Source organism: endosymbiont of Riftia pachyptila (vent Ph05) (assembly GCF_000224455.1).
GTDB classification, from domain to species: Bacteria; Pseudomonadota; Gammaproteobacteria; order Chromatiales; family Chromatiaceae; genus Endoriftia; species Endoriftia persephonae.
The window spans coordinates 1-18,485 of record NZ_AFOC01000079.1 but is presented as its reverse complement, the minus strand read 5'-3'; the positions used below and the strand labels follow the sequence as shown (position 1 = coordinate 18,485).

Sequence of the window (18,485 nt, the reverse complement as noted above, 5' to 3'; positions counted from 1 at the left end):
CGCAGCGGCCTGCCCAGGCGGGGGCGGCGGGGCTTGGGTCGTGCCGGGTTGGGCCGACGCCTGCCCGGCACCACTCTGGCTGGTAAAATGTTCATAGGCGGCCATCGCGACTCCCAGCACCCCCATCCCCACCGAAGGGATGGCGGACTTTCCGCTGTCACCACCGAGCACACCGCCCAGCAGTCCGCCCAACATCTTCTCTGCATCAAACATGGTTTGCTCTCCTTCCTTTCTGTTCAGACCAGGCAGCTCAGTCGCTTCAGCCTTTGGGTGGCGGTGGCGGCGTTGCTCTCTGCTTCCACCGCTGCAGCAGCGCACCAACGATGACGCCTCCCACCAGCAGCAGTTTGAGCAGCATGCCAACGCTGATCAACACCCCAATGGTAAAAAATGTCAGACCGATAAAGTAGGGCAGATAGCTATCCAGGGTGGTGCCGGGCTCGAGCACCGACTCTTCCGGTGATTGCGGATTGTAGTGGACCTCGATCGGCTGCTGCGGCTGGTAACGATTGAGTACCCGCTTCGCCTCAGCGGCGCTGCTTGAGCTGGGGCCACCATCAAAGCGGATGCGCGAACCCCGGTAGTGCGCCCCCGCCACTTGGTAGCTGTAGTCGATCTGGGCTCGATAGAGGCGATTGCCGTCACTGTCACGCGCCTGCTGCAGTTCCGCGATCTCGATCCGACCTGCAACCTGCGGCCAATTGACGCTTGCCTCGGCCTTATCGAGGATCGGCTTGCCCCACTCAAAGGCGGCAAAATAGCCCGCCAAGGCGCAAATGACGCCGAACACCAGGGTGCCAATCACTCCAGCACGTTGTGTAGCCATCACTTCTCCATCGTTTGGCATAGAAATCGTCAACAATTGTGACGTTTCCTGCCATCACCAAGCATCCACCACCTCCACCTTGCAGGTCGGGCGCCCCTTACTGCAGAATCCGCCACACCGTCATCTGCCAAACGCTGGGATAGTATCATGGCTTCCATTCGCACCTTTATCTCTCTCTTCGGCCTGCTGGCAAGCGGCTTGCTCGCCTCCAGCGCCTATGCCGAGGTTACTTCCGAGAACATTATCTACCTGCAGACCGATGGCAGAAGCTCGCTGTTTCATCGCGCCCTGCGGGGGGATGCCTCAAAGCTCCTCTTTCACGTCACCAAATCGCTGGAGCTGAACGACTTCTACTACATCTACCCCAACAAGCGCGACTGGGATGGCACCTCAAACCCGGCTGTCAACACCCTGGCCTTCAACCAGGGGGAGTATGTGGTGGTCTATCCTGAGCAGTTGAGCGACCAGCTCAGCCTTTCTGACGATGGCATCTACACCTTCACCACCCGCGAGGAGAAACGTGCCGACGGCCACTTCGGCATGTGGTACAAGCCCGGTGATTTCGACAACTTCGTCTACGCCTGGGTGCTGCCCAAAGGCATCGAGCTGATCTCCTATGAAAGCAATCGCGACGGCGAGTGGGTGAAGCGGGAGAACACCATCACCTACTACGGCCACCAGGTGAATGATCTGGTCTTCACCATCCGCTACCGGCTCAGCGACAGCGACCAGGACGGCATTGTCGACAACCTGGACCACTGCCCCAAAACCGCCTCGGGCATCCTGGTCAACAATCTCGGTTGCGCCCTCGACACCGATGGCGACGGCATTGACGACAGCCACGACAAGTGCCGCAATACGCCTGAGGGCGCGGTGGTGGACACCGACGGCTGCCGCCTCGACAACGATGGCGATCTGATCCCGGACGCACTCGACCGCTGCCCGGCCACCCCCCAGGGCGCGCAAGTGAAGCCGAACGGTTGTGAGGTGGACAGCGACAACGACGGCGTGGTCAACAGCCAGGACGACTGCCCAGCCACCCCGAGCGAGCTCAGCGTCGATCTCAGAGGTTGCGAGACCGATCGGGATCAGGATCAGGTGGTGGATCATCTCGATCAGTGCCCCAACACCCCTGCCAGCGCCCGGGTCGACAGCCACGGCTGCGAAACAGACCAGGATGGGGACAGCGTGATCGACCGCCTCGATCAATGCCCGAACACGGCCGCCGGCAGAGAGGTCACCCCCGACGGCTGTGAACGCATATTGCCGCCCCAGGTGCCGATCGTGATCGACACCGACAAGGATGGCGTGGCCGACGAGTCTGACCAGTGTCCGGGCACCGGCGCGGGTTTTATGGTCGACAATAGAGGTTGCGAGCTGGATCAGGATAGTGACGGAGTTATCGACCGACTTGATCAGTGTCCGGGTACTCCCACCGAGGCCAGGGTCGATAACAAAGGCTGCGAGACTGATCTGGATGGTGATCAGGTGGTCGATCGGCTCGATCAATGCCCCAACACACCGGCCGGCAAAGAGGTCAGCCGCGACGGCTGTGAGATCGTTGTAGCGAACTGCCCCGAAGTTGCAGAGCCGATCACTCCCATCCCAGCATCGACTCTCGACAGTGATCAGGATGGCATCTTCGATGACGCCGATCTCTGCCCCAACACGGCGGCAGGCAAGGAGGTGGACACCACCGGCTGCAGTCCGGCCGAGGTCATCACCCTGCACGGCGTCAACTTCAAGACCGATTCAGACCAGCTCACCCAGGGTTCGGTCTCCATCCTGGATAAGGTGGCCAGAACCCTGATTCACCATCAGGGGCTTCGATTGATGGTGGCGGGACACACCGACAGCCGCGGCGATGCGGCATACAACAAAGACCTCTCCCACCGTCGCGCTATCACTGTGATGCACTATCTCAGCGACAATGGGGTCGCCGCTGAGCGCCTCTCGGCGGAAGGGTTTGGTGAAGAACAGCCGATCTCCGACAACGAATCCCTCGAGGGACAAACCATGAACCGCCGCGTGGAACTGATCCGCATGAACTGAGACGACGCGACGCCGATTTGTGTCGGCGTCGCCCGTTCACATCAGCCACTCATCCTTGATGGTGACACAACAGCTCGGGCATGTTTTCACCGGACTTTGCCAGATGCTCCAGGCTATCCAACACATCAAGGCTGGCCTGTTCCATCTGCTGCATCGCCTCGACGCATCGATCAAAATCCTGTGCATGGAAAGCGTTGACCGCCATCTTGCCTGCCTCATGCACCAAAATGTGAGGTCTCTCGATCTCCTTGTAACCATCCAACTTGGAGAAGCAGCTGACCCCCTCGCCCTGGTAGTACCAGTGCCCCAGACGGCAATCCGTATGACTGGAGAACGCCTCTGCCGGCTTCTCTAGCTGCCCCATCAGCACCATGTAGACCTGAACCTTGAAGACCAGATGGTCAATCTTCGCCACCTCAACAAAGCTGCGCAGCGATCCGGAAGAGACCGCCTGCTCCATCTGCCGCGAGAGGCCGATAATGCTATTCATGCCATCGACCAAGGTGCCGCCGATCTGCGCCAGTTTCTGTGACTCATTGGCGATCTGGCGCATGCGCTTCTCCACATCCGATGAGCTGCTCTGAATCTGGCTCACCTCACTGGCGATCTCTTTGGTGGCCTCACCGGTCTTGTGCGACAGACTGCGCACCTCATCGGCAACCACCGCAAAACCACGCCCTTGATCCCCCGCCCGCGCCGCCTCGATCGCCGCATTCAACGCTAACAGATTGGTCTGCTCGGAGATTCCATTGATCAGGCCGACAATATTGCCGATGGCATCGGTGCGGCTATTCAGCTGCTCCATGTAGGAGACTGCATCACTCAACTCGCTGGAGATTGAACTGAGGTTATCAGCCATCTTCGAGGATTTATGCCGCGCCACCTCCGATTCAGTGGAAGAGACCACCGCCGTCTCCTTCTCACTGCTGAGCAGTTTGGCCATGCCCCCCATTGTCTCCTGCATCAGGTCGAGGCTCTTGCCAAAGTGCTCAAAGCTGGCAAAGATGCTGGTCGCCAGCATCTGCTGCTGTTTAAGGCGCTGCACCTCTGCCTGGTAGTGGTCACGCTCCTGCTGCAGGGTATGCTGTTGTTCCGACAACTCGGCAAGCTGCTGTTCTAGCGCTTCAATCCGCTGTTCAGCATCGCCCAATGCACGTTTTGTTTTGCCACATAGGAACATCGCAACCCCCCTTAGACACCAAAAGCAGATCCCCAAACAAGCAATCGACAGTCAGGGGGAAAACATGAGGTTTCTGCCGTGTGGCCGATTAAAAACCGCTGTATTTACCCATCACCGCCAACACGGTGACCAGCAGGCCCAATATCAGATTGATACCAATCAGACGGCGGATCAGCGCCATCGCCGCCCCCGCTTTGGGTAACTCCCCCGCCGAAAGCGCCTGCCCCATCAACTGGTAGGGGCGCGCATAGATAAAGATGAAGATCACCGCCATCAGGGTACCGAGCAGCGTCATCGCCCAAACTGAGGTCTTCGCCTCACCATTAAAGGGCACAAACAGCAGCCAGAAGCCGCTCGCGAGAATCGATAACACAGCGCCCCACACCCAGGGGAAAAAACCATCGAAGACCTGCTTCATCAACGGCAACCGCTGGGGTGGTTCAAGTAGTGCATTGGCCGCCGGACGCAGCGCCATATGGGCAAAGAACATACCGCCTACCCAGACAATCACAGCAAGCAGATGGAGTGTCAGCGCAAGGAACATGGGTATCTCCTAATCAAATGATGAAAAAGCTGAACCTGCGGTGCATTCTGCCCAATGCGGCAGATAAATCTACACTGCCAGATGTGAGTTTGCGCCAAGCGACACACATAGGTAAACTAATCGGTTTTCCGGCCAAACAGCGGCGGATGTTGGTGAGAATGGCGTCCATCAGGATGCCTTTTTTATTTTACAGGATGGATTCATGGCTGACTCATTGATGGCAACCTACGCACGGCTACCGGTAACCTTCGAGCGGGGCGAAGGCGCCTGGCTGTGGGATACTGATGGCCGGCGCTATCTGGACGCGGTGAGCGGCATCGCTGTCTGCAATCTTGGCCACGCCCACCCGGCAGTGCGTCAGGCCCTGTGCGAACAGGCGGGCGAACTGATCCACACCTCGAACCTCTACGGCATCCAGCAGCAGCAGCGGCTGGGTGACCTGCTCACCCAGCTCTCTGGCATGCAGCGGGTATTCTTCGCCAACTCCGGCGCCGAAGCCAACGAGGCCGCGATCAAGATCGCCCGGCTTCACGGCCATAACAGAGGCATCACCACACCACAGATCATCGTCGCCGAAGGCAGCTTCCACGGTCGCACCCTGGCAACTCTCTCCGCCACCGGCAACCGCAAGGTGCAGGCGGGTTTTGAACCACTGGTGCAGGGCTTCATCCGGGTCCCGTTTGGCGACGCCGCGGCAATCGCCCAAGTCGCCGCCAACAACCAGGACGTAGTGGCAGTTCTGCTGGAACCGGTACAGGGCGAAGGCGGCGTGAATATCCCCGCCTCCGACTACCTCAACCAAGTACGCGAGATCTGCGACCAGCAGGGCTGGCTGATGATGCTCGACGAGATCCAGACCGGCATGGGCCGCACCGGCAAACTGTTCGCGCATCAGCACAACAGCATCCTGCCCGACGTAATGACTCTCGCCAAAGGCCTCGGCAACGGCGTACCGATCGGTGCCTGCCTGGCACAGGGGGTGGCTGCCGAGGTTCTCGGGCCGGGCACCCACGGCTCCACCTTCGGCGGCAACCCGCTCGCCTGCCGGGTGGCATGCTGCGTGGTGGAGACAATGCAAGCGGAAGCGATCCCAGAACGCGCCGCAGCTCTCAGCGAGCGCATGCTCGCCGCTTTCAAGCAACAGCTGGACGACCTCGATGGCGTAGTGGATATCCGCGCTGTCGGCCTGCTGCTGGGCATCGAGCTCGATCGGCCCTGTGGCGAACTGGTCAGCAAGGCCCTGCAACAGGGACTGCTGATCAACGTCGCGGCCGAGCGCGTGATCCGGCTGATCCCACCGCTGATCATCAGCGATGCGGAGGCGGACCAGATCATCTCAGGCGTTAGTGCACTGATTCACGATTTTCTCTGAGCACTCCCTTGAGGAAGCAGACATGAACGATACTCAACCCAGGCACTTCCTCTCCCTGCTTGATCTCAGCAGTCAGGAGCTGACCGACCTGATCGACCGCGCCATCGAGCTCAAACGCATGACCCATGCCAGCGAGATCCATGCTCCGTTAAAACAAAAAAACCTGGGCATGGTGTTTGAGAAATCCTCCACCCGCACCCGCATCTCGTTTGAGGTCGGTATGACCCAGCTCGGTGGACACGCACTGTTCCTCTCGCCCCGCGATACTCAACTGGGGCGTGGCGAACCAATCGAGGACAGCGCGCGGGTGATGTCTCGTATGGTCGATATCATCATGATCCGCACCTTCGAGCAGGAGAAACTTGAGCGTTTTGCCGAATACTCTCAGGTACCGGTAATCAATGCGCTCACTGATCTCTATCACCCCTGCCAGCTGCTCGCGGATATGCAGACCTATGTGGAGCATCGCGGCTCGATCCAAGGCAAAACCGTGGCCTGGATCGGCGACGGCAATAATATGTGCCACTCCTACATCAACGCGGCGCGCCAGTTCGATTTCCAGCTCAGCATCGCCTGCCCGGAAGGCTATGACCCTGACAATCAGATCCTTACCGCAGCGGGCGATCGTTGCCGAGTGACTCGCGATCCGATGGCTGCTGCCAAAGCAGCCGACCTGGTCGTCACCGACGTCTGGGCCAGCATGGGTCAGGAGGAGGAACAGCAGCAGCGGGAAAAAGCCTTCTCCGATTTCAAGGTTGATGAGGCGATGATGGCCATCGCAAATCCGGACGCACTATTCATGCACTGCCTGCCGGCCCATCGCGGCGAAGAGGTCAGCGCTGCAGTCATCGATGCTCCCGACAGCGTCGTCTGGGATGAAGCAGAGAACCGTCTTCACTCACAAAAGGCATTACTCGAATTCCTACTACTTAGCAAGCAAAAATAGCCACCTTTTTAGCGACCCGAAACAGAAAAACGTGGGAATGATCAGAAATTCTTCTGAGAAAAACTGCGACAATACGTCTCTTTCAGGACCACCACTTAACGGAATACTGTGATGCGGCTCCCCTTCCAATTAAGCATTGCTCTGCTTCTGCTGGCCCTCCCCCTGCTGGCCCAGGCAAAGCCTGCCTATATCACCGACACTTTTAAGGTGACCATGCGTTCCGGCGAAAGCTCAACCCATCGCATTCTGCGCATGCTGAATAGTGGTGATCAGGTCGATCTGCTCTCTACCGACTCAGAGAGCGGTTACTCCAAAATCCGCACCGCCAGCGGCTTGGAAGGATATGTACTGAGTCGCCAGCTGATGAACCAGCCGAGCGCCCGCAACCAGCTCAAGACCTTGCAGCAACGGTTCATGAGCTCGAATCCGCCCCCGCTGAATTGAGCGGCAAACTCGCCCGGTTGCAGCAGCAGCACGACAGCCTGCAGCAGGAACACAAGGCCCTGCAACAGACCAAAAATCAGCTCAATCAGGAGCTGCAGAGCATCCAGCGCACTGCATCAAACGCCATCCGCATCTCCAACGAACGCAACGACCTGCGCAAGCAGGTTGCTGACCTGACCCGCAATGTCGCCGACCTGAGGCAGCAGAACCGGGATCTCAGCAACGAGTCGAACCGCGACTGGTTTCTTATCGGCGCAGCCGTCGTGATTGCTGGAATTCTGATCGGCCTGCTGCTGCCCCACCTCCGCTTCCAGCGCCGTCGCAACAACTGGGGCGCGCTTTAAACAGAGCCACGGGCAGCAGGTTAGCCGGTCGCCAGCAAATGCACAGCCATTGCTATAGTTTCCGGACGATCGATCAGATTGTAATGCTAGAGTGTGATGTGGAGTGAGGCCAGCCCCCCGCCATCTGGCAGATTGAGAAGCTCCAGACGCATCCCGTCGGCACGCGGATGGACCTGCAGACGAAGTGCTGCGGCAGAAGAGTGGGCGACCCTTTGCTGTGACTGAAACAGCAGACCCACCGCATCACCTTGCTGTGCAGCCCGCCGCAGTTGCTGGCCCTGCAAAAGGCTCAGCGTCTCCGGCCAGGCAAGTACCGCACTGCAGGTACCCGATGCCAGCGCCTGCTCCAGCGCCCAAAGCTTCCCAGCAGAATCCGGTGGATGCACTAGCAAGACCCGTGACAGGTCTACGCCCCAGGCCTGCAACGCCAACGCATCGGGAATCGCCGGCGGCGCAATCCAGGCGATCCAGCGCGACTCCACACTGAGGCGGGCCAGCAGCGGTATCACTAGGTTGAGACAAGCCAGCCCTTCCGCATCGCAGTGGATCTCGCTCAGATCACCTCGCGGCCAGCCTCCCACCAATTCATCCAGCGCATCAAAGCCAGTGGCCAGCACCGCTGCCGAATCGTCTTTGCTCTGCCCTCCATGCCAGAGATCTTGTTGTTCGTATAACAGCTGCTCCAGTTCCATCCCCACCTCTAGCGAAACTTGAATGGAGCACCTAATCCCTGGCGCAAAACACCGACCCCAAGCCCCTCGATCGTCAGGGACTGCTCGCGCAGGTCGACCCGAATCGGTTCAAAATCATCATTCTCCGGCAGCAGTACCACCAAGTGACTACTGCGCTCATCGCGGAAGAAGCGTTTCACCGTCACCTCATCCTCAATCCTTGCCACCACGATCTGGCCATTGTGTGCATCCTGGGAGCAGTGCACTGCCAGCAGGTCACCATCCATAATGCCGATATCTTTCATACTCATACCCTGCACCCGCAGCAGATAGTCCGCACGTGGCTGGAACAGATCAGGAGAGAAGTCATAGCGTTCTTCGATATGCTCTTGCGCCAGAATCGGTTGACCCGCAGCAACCTGCCCCACCACCGGCAGTCCCGCTTCAGGCATTTCTCTCTCCAGCAGACGGATGCCGCGGGAGGTGCCCTTCAACAGCTCGATAGCACCCTTTTTCGCCAGCGCGCGCAGGTGTTCCTCTGCCGAATTTACCGAACGAAACCCCAGAGCTTCGGCAATCTCGGCACGAGTCGGGGGAAAGCCTGTGTCGGCCAGATGGCTGCGAATTAGTTCCAGAATCTGCGTTTGGCGAGGAGTCAGTTTCATCGGCTCGGTCCGGTCATATCACGAATACTGTAATTATATACAGCATCCATTACTCTGCAAGCCGACTACCTCTGTGCCAGAATGATTCAAATCCCAGCGGATCTGTCCTGTGTCGATATTCAGCAAAACAGCGTCTCTTTTTCTGCCGCTTTTTTTACTCTGCATCCCCCACCTGTCGGCCAGGGAGGCAAACGGACTTTCTGCCCTGCAGCCAGCCAACCAGCCTTTCACTGATGATCTGCCGGCGATGCAGCAACGCACCGCCATCCGCGTCCTGGTCAACCACAACCGCACTAATTTTTTCCTGCACGATGGACGCCACCAAGGCTTTGAATTCGAACTGATGGAGCAGTACCGCAAACACCTCAATCAGGAGAAGAAAAACAACCAGATCGCGACCAGCTTTATCTACATCCCACTCCCTTTCGAGCAGCTGCTGCCAGCGCTGATCGAGGGACGCGGTGATGTCGTTGCCGCCGGTATGACGATCACACCACAGCGCCGTCAGCTGGTCGATTTCACCGCGCCCTACCTGCCCAATGTGCAGGAGATTCTGGTCGCTTCAGACAAGGCGAAACCGGTTGATAAGTTAGAGGATCTGGCCGGGCAGCGGGTTCACCTGCTGCGAGGCAGCAGCTATGTCGATCATCTGCGAGCGCTAAACCAACGTTTCAAACAGGCTCATATCGAACCGATCAAACTGGTTGAGGTTGACTCGCATCTGCAGACGGAAGACCTGCTCGAGATGCTCAGTGCCCAGGTGATCGACTACACGTTTGCCGACGACCACATCGCCACCATCTGGGCAAGACTGCTGCCAAACCTGGTGCTGCACCGCACCCTGCAGATCCACAGTGGCGGGAAGATCGCCTGGGCGGTACGCAAAGAAAACCCGAAACTGCGCGCCAGCCTGAACGATTTCATCGGCAAGATCAAAAAGGGCACCCTGCTCGGCAACATGCTGTTTCAACGCTACTATCGCAACACCCGCTGGATCAAAAACCCGCTGCAGCCGGGCGAGCAGGACAAGCTGATGCGGGTGCGCGGTCTGATGGAGAAGTACGCCACACAGTACCACTTCGACTGGCTCACCATCGCCGCCCAGGCCTATCAGGAGTCAGGGCTCGACCAGAGCAAACGCAACCCCTCGGGGGCGTTGGGCATCATGCAGATCCGACCGACCACCGCTGCCGACACGATGGTCGCAATCACAAGCATCGAGCAGCTGGAGAACAACATCCATGCCGGCGTGAAGTACCTGGCCTGGATCCGGGATCGCTACTTCAGCGATGCCGAGATCCTGCCGCAGGATCGGCTCTTCTTCAGTCTCGCAGCCTACAACGCCGGCCCGGCCAAGGTGCGGCGCATGCGCGACAAAGCCAAGGCGATGGGTCTCGACTCGAACCGCTGGTTCGGCAACGTGGAGCAAGCGGCGTTGCGCCTGGTCGGACAGGAAACGGTGCGATATGTGCGCAACATCCTCAAATACTACACCGCCTACCGGCTTGCATTTGACCTGCAGGATGCCTCACAGGCAGCCATAAAAGAACAGACTTCTGTCAAATAACATTTGGCAACGCCAAATGGAGCACCACTTGCAGTGCGAATGTTCGCGCCGCGAGCAGTGCTCCTACACCACCACCGAGTCAACCTGCAGCAGCTCACCAATCGAGCAGGAGAAGCGATCCCCGGGCTTGAGCGACCCTACCCCAGCCGGGGTGCCGGTGAGCACCAGATCCCCCGGGCGGAGGGTAAAAAACTCACTGATGTGGGCGATCAGGGTCAGAGCATCAAAGATCATGTCAGCGCTGTTTGCACTCTGCCGCTGTTCACCGTTGACCACCAGACTGAACTCGATGAAGCTCAGCGACGTCAGCTGCCCCATCGGCAGAAAACCGGAGAGCGGGCAGCTACCGTCAAACGCCTTCGACTTCTCCCAGGGATGGCCAGCGCTTTTCAGCCGCGCCTGAATATCCCGCAGGGTCAGGTCGAGTGCCAGTCCAACTCCAACGATGGCGGATTCTACCCGCTCCTTTGAGACGTGAGTGAGCGTTTCACCAATCAGCATCGCCAGTTCCACCTCATGATGCACCGCACCCTTGTCAGTGGGGATCACAACAGGCTGCTGCATATCAACCAGGGTGGTGTCGGGTTTGACAAACAACAGCGGCTCGGTGGGGAGCGGGCTATCGAACTCCTTGACGTGACCCACATAGTTGCGCCCCACACAGACCACCTTGCCGTTCGGCAGATCCAGCGCCTCACCATCTGTCCATCGATGCCTGTAGCCCATCCACTCCTCCTCTTTCTCGCATCCACATATTGGACAACAGATTGCAAAATCGACTGGTTTGCATTGCCACTTTCAAGCCATACTGCTAATTATTTCATATGCCGCTAACACACCGCAGACGAGTCGCTATATTTGCGCTCTCCCTCCACATTTCAAACAAGTGAATAATGCGAAGAGTCATCAATTGATAAACACCAAGCAAGCCCCGCAGCGCTTAAACAGACAACAGGGTCAACCCAGATAACCCGCCTATGGACTACGGCTTCACCAACATCCTGACACTGCTCGGCTCACTCGGCCTGTTTCTCTATGGCATGACGGTGATGAGCGATGCCCTGCTGCATCTGGCTGGTAACCGGATGCGTTCGATACTGGCCACCACCACCTCCAACCGTATCTTTGCCGTGCTTACCGGCTTCTTCATCACCGCCGTGATTCAGTCCTCCTCCGCCACCACCCTGATGGTGGTCAGCTTCGTCAATGCCAGCCTGCTGACCCTGACCGAGGCGGTCGGCGTGATCATGGGAGCCAACATCGGCACCACCGTCACCGCCTGGCTGATCTCCATCCTCGGCTTCAAGGTAAAGATAAGCGCCATCGCTATCCCCTTGATCGGCGCCGGCTTTCTGCTCAGCCTGTCACAACATAAAACCAACAAAAACTGGGGCCGATTCATCATCGGCTTTGCCCTTCTGTTCATCGGCCTGCAGTTTCTTAAAGACTCGGTGCCCGACATCCGCAACCACCCCGAGGTCCTCGCCTTTCTCGTAGAGTACACCACGCTGGGCTACTTCTCGGTGCTGTTCTTCATGGTGGCTGGCACTCTGCTGACTCTGATCGTGCAATCATCCAGTGCCGCCATGGCCCTGACCTTGGTGATGTGTCATGAAGGCTGGCTCCCCTTCGACAGCGCCGCTGCGATGGTATTGGGACAAAACCTCGGCACCACCATCACCGCCAATCTGGCTGCGCTGGTGGCCAACTATCATGCCAAGCGTGCAGCCCGGGCACACCTGCTGTTCAACCTCATTGGGGTCATCGGCATCCTGTTGCTGTTCTATCCATTCATCAATTGGGTCGGCGGGATAGCAGAAGAACTGGCGGGAGAGTCCCCTTTCCTAAACGCAACTGCCATCCCGGTAGCGCTCTCCCTGTTCCACACCAGCTTCAACATCCTCAACACTCTGTTCCTGCTCGGCTTTGTCCCCAGCATCGTCAAGATCGCCGAGGCCTGGGTGCCGCCAGTGATTGAAAAAGAACGCGAGATCGACGAACCCAAATTCCTCACTGAAGCCTCCCTGAGGTTTCCCCAGACCGGCATCAAGGCACTCAAGGATGAATCACTACGACTGTTGGAAAACAGTGCCTACAAGATCCTTGCCCACGGTCTCAGCGTGCATCGCGGAGATATTGAATCAGAGCAGAAGCTGCGACAGATCCTGGAGAAATCCAACCAGGCCATCCCGATCGACATCGACCAGGTCTACGCCACCCGCATCAAGACCATCTACGGCCGCATCCTCGAGTACGCCACACAACTGCAGAGCAAATTCCCGCTACAGCAGCCGGAAATCGAGAGCATCCGCAATATTCTGATCGCCAACCGCATGCTGGTGCAGGTGGTGAAACAGATGAAACCGCTCAACCGCAACATCGAACGCTTCATCGGCTCAGACAACCAGGAGATCCGACGCGAGTACAACGTATTGCGCCGGCGCATCCTCAAGGTAGTGCGGGAAATTCACCGCATCGGCTCTTCTGAACACCTAGAGGAACATCTGCAGAAGATAAAACTTCAGCGCGCCAAGGCTGAAGAGCTGGACGTGCTGGAGAGCGGGCGGATCCAGAAACTGATCATGAAAGGTGAGATCAGCGATCGCATGGCCAGCTCCCTGATCAACGACAGCGCCAACGCCAGGCGCATCACCCAGATGCTGGTAGACATCTCCACGGTGCTCTATTCACCGACCGATACCCAGATCGCTGAGATCGACGCTCAGCAAACACCGGAGGAAAAAACGCTGGAGGAGGCCAGCACCAAGAGCTGAAGAAGGATTATTTGCCGGCCCGCACCAGGCCGCCAAGCCCGATCTGTTCCAAGGCGTTATTCAACAGCTCACTGACCTCAGCCGGCCGCTCACAACGCAACGCTGCCTGCAACAACTCTCTGGCCCGAGCCCGGCTCACCGAGCGCACCACCCGCTTCACCCGCAACAGGGAGCCGGCGCTCATACTGAGGGTGTGTACCCCCATCCCCAGCAGCAGTAGCACCGCCGCCGGATTACCAGCCATCTCACCGCAGACGCTTACCTCCCGGTTAAACCTCGCCGCCCCCTCCAGCACCTGGATCAGCGCCTGAATCACCGCAGGATGGAGATCATCATAGAGTGCCGCCACATGAGAATTATTGCGATCCACCGCCAGCAGGTACTGGGTCAGATCGTTGGTGCCGACGGAGAGAAAGTCGACCCGCCGCGCCAGCGCCTCCACCTGATAGACCGCGGCAGGCACCTCGATCATCACCCCCACCTGGGGCATCTGCACCACAAAACCCTCATCGATCAACTCATCCCTGGCACGCTGGATTAGCAACAGCGCATCGTCCACCTCACTCACGGTGCTGATCATCGGCAGCAGGATGCGCAGATTATCCAGGCCGCTGGCGGCTCGCAGCATGGCGCGCACCTGGGTGAGGAAAATCTCCGGATGATCCAGCGAGATACGGATGCCGCGCCAGCCGAGAAATGGGTTCGACTCGTTGACCGGAAAATAGGGCAACGGCTTGTCGCCACCAATATCCAGGGTACGGATGGTAACCGGGCGAGGTGCGAAGGTCTCCAGCACACTTCGGTAGTTGGCAGTCTGCACCGACTCACCGGGGAAGCTGTCACGCACCATGAACGGCACCTCGGTGCGGTAGAGGCCGATCCCGGCCGCCTCAGCCAGCCCCAGACTGCTCATCTCCGACACCAGCCCAGTGTTCATGTGCAGCGGCACCTCAACCCCGTCGGTGGTCTCGGAGGGGAGCGCCCGGATCGACTCCAGTTCCTGGCTCAGCGCCCGATCCTCATCGGCGAGGCGCTGATACTCCTTCTGTACCGAGGAGGCGGGGGAGATATAGACCCGCCCACGATAACCATCCACGATCAGACGGCGCCCATCGATCCGCCCCACCGGCAGATCTCTGGCACCCATCACCGCTGGCACCCCCATGGCACGGGCCAGGATCGCCACATGGGAGAAGCTGGCACCTTTTGCCGAAACGATACCCGCTAGTCGCCCCTCGGGCACCTCAGCCAACTGCATGGCGCTGACCTCCTCCCCCACAAGAATGGTACCGGGCTGATACTCTATCGGTTCAGAACGCGCCTGTTGCAGATGCATCAGGATACGCCGCCCCAGATCGCGGACATCCGAGGCGCGTTCACGCAAATAGACATCGTCCATCGCATCGAACACCTTGGCGTGCTCTTCGATGGTCTGACGCAACGCCCCGGCAGCCCAGTTGCCGGCGTGGATGCGCTCCACCGTTTTGCCAATCAAGGAGTCGCTACCGAGCATCATCAACCAAGCATCGAACAGCGCCCGATCCTCCGCCGGCAGGCTCTCATCGACCCGGTCCGCCAGCGCCATCATGTCTTCGACCACCGCCGCCACTGCGCTACGAAACTCATCCTCATCCGCGTCGGAATCAACACAAGGGCGGTCGGGGATCGCCCTCAGATCGGCCGGCGGGTAGACCACCACAGCATGTCCCAGGGCGACACCTGGCGCACCAGAGCGACCTTTGAGAAAGCGGGTGAGTGGCGCCTCATCTTCGATGATAACCAGGTCGCCACTAGTCTGCGCATGGATGATCGCCCCCGCCAGCTGCGCCGCTAGAGTGAAGAGGAAGGTCACCTCATTATCGTCAAAACTGCGCTGCTCGAACTGACGCACCACCAGCACCCCGAGCACGCGCCGGTTCTGAATGATCGGCACCCCAAGAAAGCCGCTGAAGTGAGTCTCGCCGGTCTCGCTGACAAACAGGTAACGATTGTGGTTCGGCGCATCCGCCAGATTGACTGGCTCGGCCCGTTCGCAGACCAACCCGATCAGGCCGCGATGCAACGGCAGACGTACCTTGCCCACCGACTCAGTCGCCAGACCATCAGTAGCGCGCAACACATGTTCGCGACGCTCAAAATCGGTTAGATAGACAGAGCAGACATCCGCCGTGATCGCGGACTTTACACGCGAGACGATGATATCCAGTGCCGAACCCAGATCGGCAGCACCGTTTACCTCATTGACAATCCGATGGAGGGTCTCGAGCATCAACTCCCTATCTGGTTAAGGCCCGCCGGTCCATTGAGACGAGGCCTGGTGTGAGAACTCAGCGCCGGTTCTGGCGCAGATAGTTGGAGTGGCTGCGCACCGGCACCCCATCGGGATAGAGCAGCGGCGCCAACTCCTCAAGGGCCCGGGTATAGACATTGCGTTTGAAGTAGATCACTTCCCGGATTGGCTGCCAGTATTTTACCCAGCGCCAGTTGTCAAACTCAGGGGTTCCGGTCGTGTCGAAGCAGAAGGCTTCTTCACCACAGTCGATCTTGAGTAGAAACCAGACCTGCTTCTGCCCGATGCAGCGCGGCTGGCAGTTCTTGCGAATGTAACGCTTCGGCAGTCGGTAGCGCAACCAGCCGCGGGTGGCGCCGAGCAACTCGACCTGGTCCTCCGTAAGGCCGATCTCCTCCTCCAGCTCGCGGTACATCGCCTGCTCCGGTGTCTCATCAGAATCAATACCGCCCTGGGGGAACTGCCAGGAATTCTGCCCAATACGGCGCCCCCAGAACAGCTGGCGATTGCCGTTACAGAGGATAATGCCAACGTTGGGTCGGAAGCCGTCGGTGTCGATCACAATAGCGCCGCTAGTCTTTGATGTTGCCCGGATTTTTCCACAATCAACCTGAGCCGGCAAGCCGCCACAGGATCAGTCTTTGCTTATAAACAACTTTCCTGTAGTGTTTTCCGACTTCCTCCGCACAAGATCAGGACTGACCTATGGCGCTCGCCCTCTTCGACCTCGACAACACCCTGCTGTTGGGTGATTCCGACTATCTCTGGGGCCGCTTCCTGGTGGAACAGGGCATAGTCGACGGCGACTACTACGAACAGGAAAACGAGCGATTTTATAAGGAGTACAAGGAGGGTCGGCTCGACATCTTCGAGTTCCTGCGCTTCTCCCTGCGCCCTCTGCGCGAGCATGCACCAGAACAGCTGCAGGCTTGGCGGGAGGAGTTTCTCACGCAGAAAATCGATCCGATCATCAGCGATGCGGCACAAGCGCTGCTGCAGAGACATCGCAAGGCCGGTGATGAGCTGCTAATTATCACCGCCACCAACTCGTTTGTCACCCGCCCGATCGCTGAACGTTTCGGCGTGCAGCAGCTGATCGCCACCGAACCGGAGCAGATCGACGGCCACTACACCGGCGAAGTGGCGGGGGAACCCTGCTTCCAGGCGGGCAAGGTCCGGCGGCTGCAGCAGTGGATGGCAGACCACCAGTTCGACCTGCGCGACAGCTGGTTCTACAGCGACTCACACAACGACCTACCGCTGCTGGAACAGGTCGACCACCCGGTGGCGGTGGACCCGGACCCAAGCCTGGCCGAGACCGCCCGGCAGCGCGGTTGGCCGGTGATCAGCCTCAGAGAGTGAAGCCCCCTCTACCGATCAGACCAGCGCAGGTCGGATAATCGTCCATAATCAGAGGGACAAGCACCACACACGAGGCAAGGCAAAAGCATGGGGATGTTCGACCGTCACGTTAAACAGCAGCAGACCAACCGCAACGTCTTCTTCATCGTCCTGATCGTGCTGATCGGGGCCGTGATCTGGGCGCTGCAAAACGCCGAACAGCCACCGGAAAAAGGGATCACCCTCACCCCCAAAGAGTACATCGAACTGGTAGAGCGCAAAAAAGCGGCGCGCATTGAAGCGCAACAGCTCGAACAGGCAGCCCAGGAACGGGCCCGGCGCGCCGAGCAGGCCATCAGGCAGATACCTCAGCGCTGACAGAGCGAGCGTTCGTCCGGATGCTCCACCGCATCCACAATGGCATTGACAAACACCCCCAGTTCCTCCGGCGTCACCGCCTCCAGCAGCCGGTTCATCAGCAGCGGATCGATCGCCGCCTGCACCTGCCGGCCATCTTTCAGGGTCACATTAATGCCGGTGGTATGCACCTGCTGCGCCCCCTCCTCCTCCGTCACCAGCGCCTCATTGTAGGCAAGCATCTCATCGTAGAAGGCCTCGATACGCGCATCCAGCTCGTCGTCCAGGTCCTCCGGCAGCCCCACCACCCACTCCTCAGGGCCGTGAGAGATAATCGGCGCCAACTTCTGTTCATCAAGAAACTCAATAAAACGCCGCCAGGGGCGCTCGTCGAAAAAGATATACTCAAGCATGTCGAGGATCAGCCTTGTTCACACGCAGACACCTTAATAGAAAACCTTAGCCGGAGATAGATAGCCGATGAAACTGACCAGCCAGAGCCTCACCGATAGCGCACCAATCGCCCGCCGTTTTGCCTTCTGCCAAGCCGACCCCACCAGCCATGTCAGCCTGGCCAACAACATCAGCCCCCATCTCGCATGGGACGAGATACCGCAGGGAACTCGCTCATTCGCCCTGATCTGCCACGACCCGGACGTGCCCAGCCGCGCCGACGACGTCAATCAGGAGGGGCGCCAGGTACCCGCTGACCTGCCGCGAATCGACTTCTTCCACTGGGTGCTGGTCGACATCCACGCCGACTGTCGGGAGCTGGCCGAAGGCGCCGACTCCAGCGAGGTCACCCCCCGCGGCAAATCCCCGCGGGGAGGACCAGCCGGCTCCCGCCGCGGCCTCAACAACTACACCGACTGGTTCAGTAGCGATGCCGAAATGGAAGGCCAATACTTCGGCTATGACGGCCCCTGCCCACCCTGGAACGACAGCATTCCACACCACTACATCTTCACACTCTACGCACTAGACATCGAACGCACCCCAGTCGAAGGCAACTTCGGCGGGCCTGAAGTGCGTGAGGCGATCGTCGGGCACATCCTGGCCGAAGCAAAGCTCACCTGTACCTACAGCGTAAACCCAGAGGTGCCGGCCTGAAA

17 protein-coding genes and 2 pseudogenes are annotated in these 18,485 nt (G+C 59.0%); 9 read left to right on the top strand and 10 right to left on the bottom strand.

Translation table 11 applies throughout. The annotated features are described in order from the left end of the window. Together RIFP1SYM_RS12170 and RIFP1SYM_RS12165 are read right to left on the bottom strand one after the other, a co-directional pair. A pseudogene (locus RIFP1SYM_RS12170) lies at nt 1–213 on the bottom strand (hypothetical protein); the annotation flags it as partial. 46 nt (nt 214–259) lie between these two features. Next, nucleotides 260–826 (bottom strand): DUF3592 domain-containing protein, encoded by a 567-nt coding sequence (locus RIFP1SYM_RS12165; protein ID WP_006475748.1) that lies wholly within the window; start codon nt 824–826, stop codon nt 260–262. Nucleotides 827–973: 147 nt separating this feature from the next. Here RIFP1SYM_RS12165 and RIFP1SYM_RS12160 point away from each other — a divergent pair, with 147 nt between their 5' ends. Then, nucleotides 974–2,878 (top strand): thrombospondin type 3 repeat-containing protein, encoded by a 1,905-nt coding sequence (locus RIFP1SYM_RS12160; RefSeq protein ID WP_005965135.1) that lies wholly within the window; start codon nt 974–976, stop codon nt 2,876–2,878. Nucleotides 2,879–2,927: 49 nt separating this feature from the next. Here RIFP1SYM_RS12160 and RIFP1SYM_RS12155 read toward each other — a convergent pair whose 3' ends face one another. Continuing rightward, complete coding sequence (locus tag RIFP1SYM_RS12155; RefSeq protein WP_240992106.1) at nt 2,928–4,058, bottom strand: methyl-accepting chemotaxis protein; 1,131 nt, start codon at nt 4,056–4,058, stop codon at nt 2,928–2,930. Nucleotides 4,059–4,146: 88 nt separating this feature from the next. Continuing rightward, nucleotides 4,147–4,602, bottom strand: a complete 456-nt coding sequence (locus tag RIFP1SYM_RS12150; RefSeq protein ID WP_005965131.1) for a CopD family protein — start codon at nt 4,600–4,602, stop codon at nt 4,147–4,149. A gap of 202 nt (nt 4,603–4,804) precedes the next feature. Between RIFP1SYM_RS12150 and RIFP1SYM_RS12145 the strand changes: the two genes are divergently transcribed. The 3 genes and pseudogenes from RIFP1SYM_RS12145 to RIFP1SYM_RS19045 all read left to right on the top strand — a co-directional run bounded on the left by RIFP1SYM_RS12145 (nt 4,805) and on the right by RIFP1SYM_RS19045 (nt 7,708). Beyond that, nucleotides 4,805–5,974 (top strand): aspartate aminotransferase family protein, encoded by a 1,170-nt coding sequence (locus RIFP1SYM_RS12145; RefSeq protein ID WP_005965129.1) that lies wholly within the window; start codon nt 4,805–4,807, stop codon nt 5,972–5,974. A gap of 22 nt (nt 5,975–5,996) precedes the next feature. Further along, nucleotides 5,997–6,920 (top strand): ornithine carbamoyltransferase, encoded by a 924-nt coding sequence (argF, locus tag RIFP1SYM_RS12140; RefSeq protein ID WP_005965127.1) that lies wholly within the window; start codon nt 5,997–5,999, stop codon nt 6,918–6,920. A 111-nt stretch (nt 6,921–7,031) separates the two neighbouring features. Then, nucleotides 7,032–7,708 (top strand): annotated as a pseudogene (locus tag RIFP1SYM_RS19045) (TIGR04211 family SH3 domain-containing protein). 86 nt (nt 7,709–7,794) lie between these two features. On the opposite strand, the gene imuA reads toward RIFP1SYM_RS19045, so the two are convergent. Then, nucleotides 7,795–8,400: a translesion DNA synthesis-associated protein ImuA gene (gene imuA, locus RIFP1SYM_RS12130; protein WP_039960408.1), complete on the bottom strand. Its 606-nt coding sequence runs from the start codon at nt 8,398–8,400 to the stop codon at nt 7,795–7,797. An 8-nt stretch (nt 8,401–8,408) separates the two neighbouring features. Next, a complete protein-coding gene (lexA, locus tag RIFP1SYM_RS12125) occupies nt 8,409–9,044 on the bottom strand; it encodes a transcriptional repressor LexA (protein ID WP_005965119.1) in 636 nt (211 codons plus the stop codon). A gap of 109 nt (nt 9,045–9,153) precedes the next feature. Here lexA and RIFP1SYM_RS12120 point away from each other — a divergent pair, with 109 nt between their 5' ends. Continuing rightward, nucleotides 9,154–10,611, top strand: coding sequence for an MltF family protein (locus RIFP1SYM_RS12120; RefSeq protein ID WP_005965115.1), 1,458 nt, complete (start codon nt 9,154–9,156; stop codon nt 10,609–10,611). A 63-nt stretch (nt 10,612–10,674) separates the two neighbouring features. Here the strand turns inward: RIFP1SYM_RS12120 and RIFP1SYM_RS12115 are convergent, their stop codons facing one another. Continuing rightward, a complete protein-coding gene (locus tag RIFP1SYM_RS12115; protein WP_005965112.1) occupies nt 10,675–11,337 on the bottom strand; it encodes a fumarylacetoacetate hydrolase family protein in 663 nt (220 codons plus the stop codon). Between the two features lie 251 nt (nt 11,338–11,588). Here RIFP1SYM_RS12115 and RIFP1SYM_RS12110 point away from each other — a divergent pair, with 251 nt between their 5' ends. Continuing rightward, nucleotides 11,589–13,385: a Na/Pi cotransporter family protein gene (locus tag RIFP1SYM_RS12110; RefSeq protein WP_005965108.1), complete on the top strand. Its 1,797-nt coding sequence runs from the start codon at nt 11,589–11,591 to the stop codon at nt 13,383–13,385. A 7-nt stretch (nt 13,386–13,392) separates the two neighbouring features. Here the strand turns inward: RIFP1SYM_RS12110 and ptsP are convergent, their stop codons facing one another. Continuing rightward, a complete protein-coding gene (gene ptsP, locus RIFP1SYM_RS12105) occupies nt 13,393–15,654 on the bottom strand; it encodes a phosphoenolpyruvate--protein phosphotransferase (protein ID WP_039960405.1) in 2,262 nt (753 codons plus the stop codon). 58 nt (nt 15,655–15,712) lie between these two features. Then, nucleotides 15,713–16,237, bottom strand: a complete 525-nt coding sequence (locus tag RIFP1SYM_RS12100; RefSeq protein ID WP_006475737.1) for an RNA pyrophosphohydrolase — start codon at nt 16,235–16,237, stop codon at nt 15,713–15,715. 143 nt (nt 16,238–16,380) lie between these two features. Here RIFP1SYM_RS12100 and RIFP1SYM_RS12095 point away from each other — a divergent pair, with 143 nt between their 5' ends. Both RIFP1SYM_RS12095 and RIFP1SYM_RS12090 read left to right on the top strand, forming a co-directional pair. Then, nucleotides 16,381–17,037, top strand: coding sequence for a histidinol-phosphatase (locus tag RIFP1SYM_RS12095; protein ID WP_005965100.1), 657 nt, complete (start codon nt 16,381–16,383; stop codon nt 17,035–17,037). Between the two features lie 87 nt (nt 17,038–17,124). Further along, nucleotides 17,125–17,394 (top strand): hypothetical protein, encoded by a 270-nt coding sequence (locus RIFP1SYM_RS12090; protein ID WP_005965097.1) that lies wholly within the window; start codon nt 17,125–17,127, stop codon nt 17,392–17,394. Here RIFP1SYM_RS12090 and RIFP1SYM_RS12085 read toward each other — a convergent pair. Next, nucleotides 17,385–17,786, bottom strand: coding sequence for a hypothetical protein (locus RIFP1SYM_RS12085; RefSeq protein WP_005965094.1), 402 nt, complete (start codon nt 17,784–17,786; stop codon nt 17,385–17,387). The genes RIFP1SYM_RS12090 and RIFP1SYM_RS12085 overlap by 10 nt on opposite strands. Before the next feature lie 67 nt (nt 17,787–17,853). Here RIFP1SYM_RS12085 and RIFP1SYM_RS12080 point away from each other — a divergent pair, with 67 nt between their 5' ends. Next, nucleotides 17,854–18,483 carry a YbhB/YbcL family Raf kinase inhibitor-like protein gene (locus tag RIFP1SYM_RS12080; protein WP_005965091.1) on the top strand — a complete coding sequence of 210 codons (630 nt, stop codon included), beginning with the start codon at nt 17,854–17,856 and terminating at the stop codon, nt 18,481–18,483. Nucleotides 18,484–18,485: the final 2 nt, after the last annotated feature.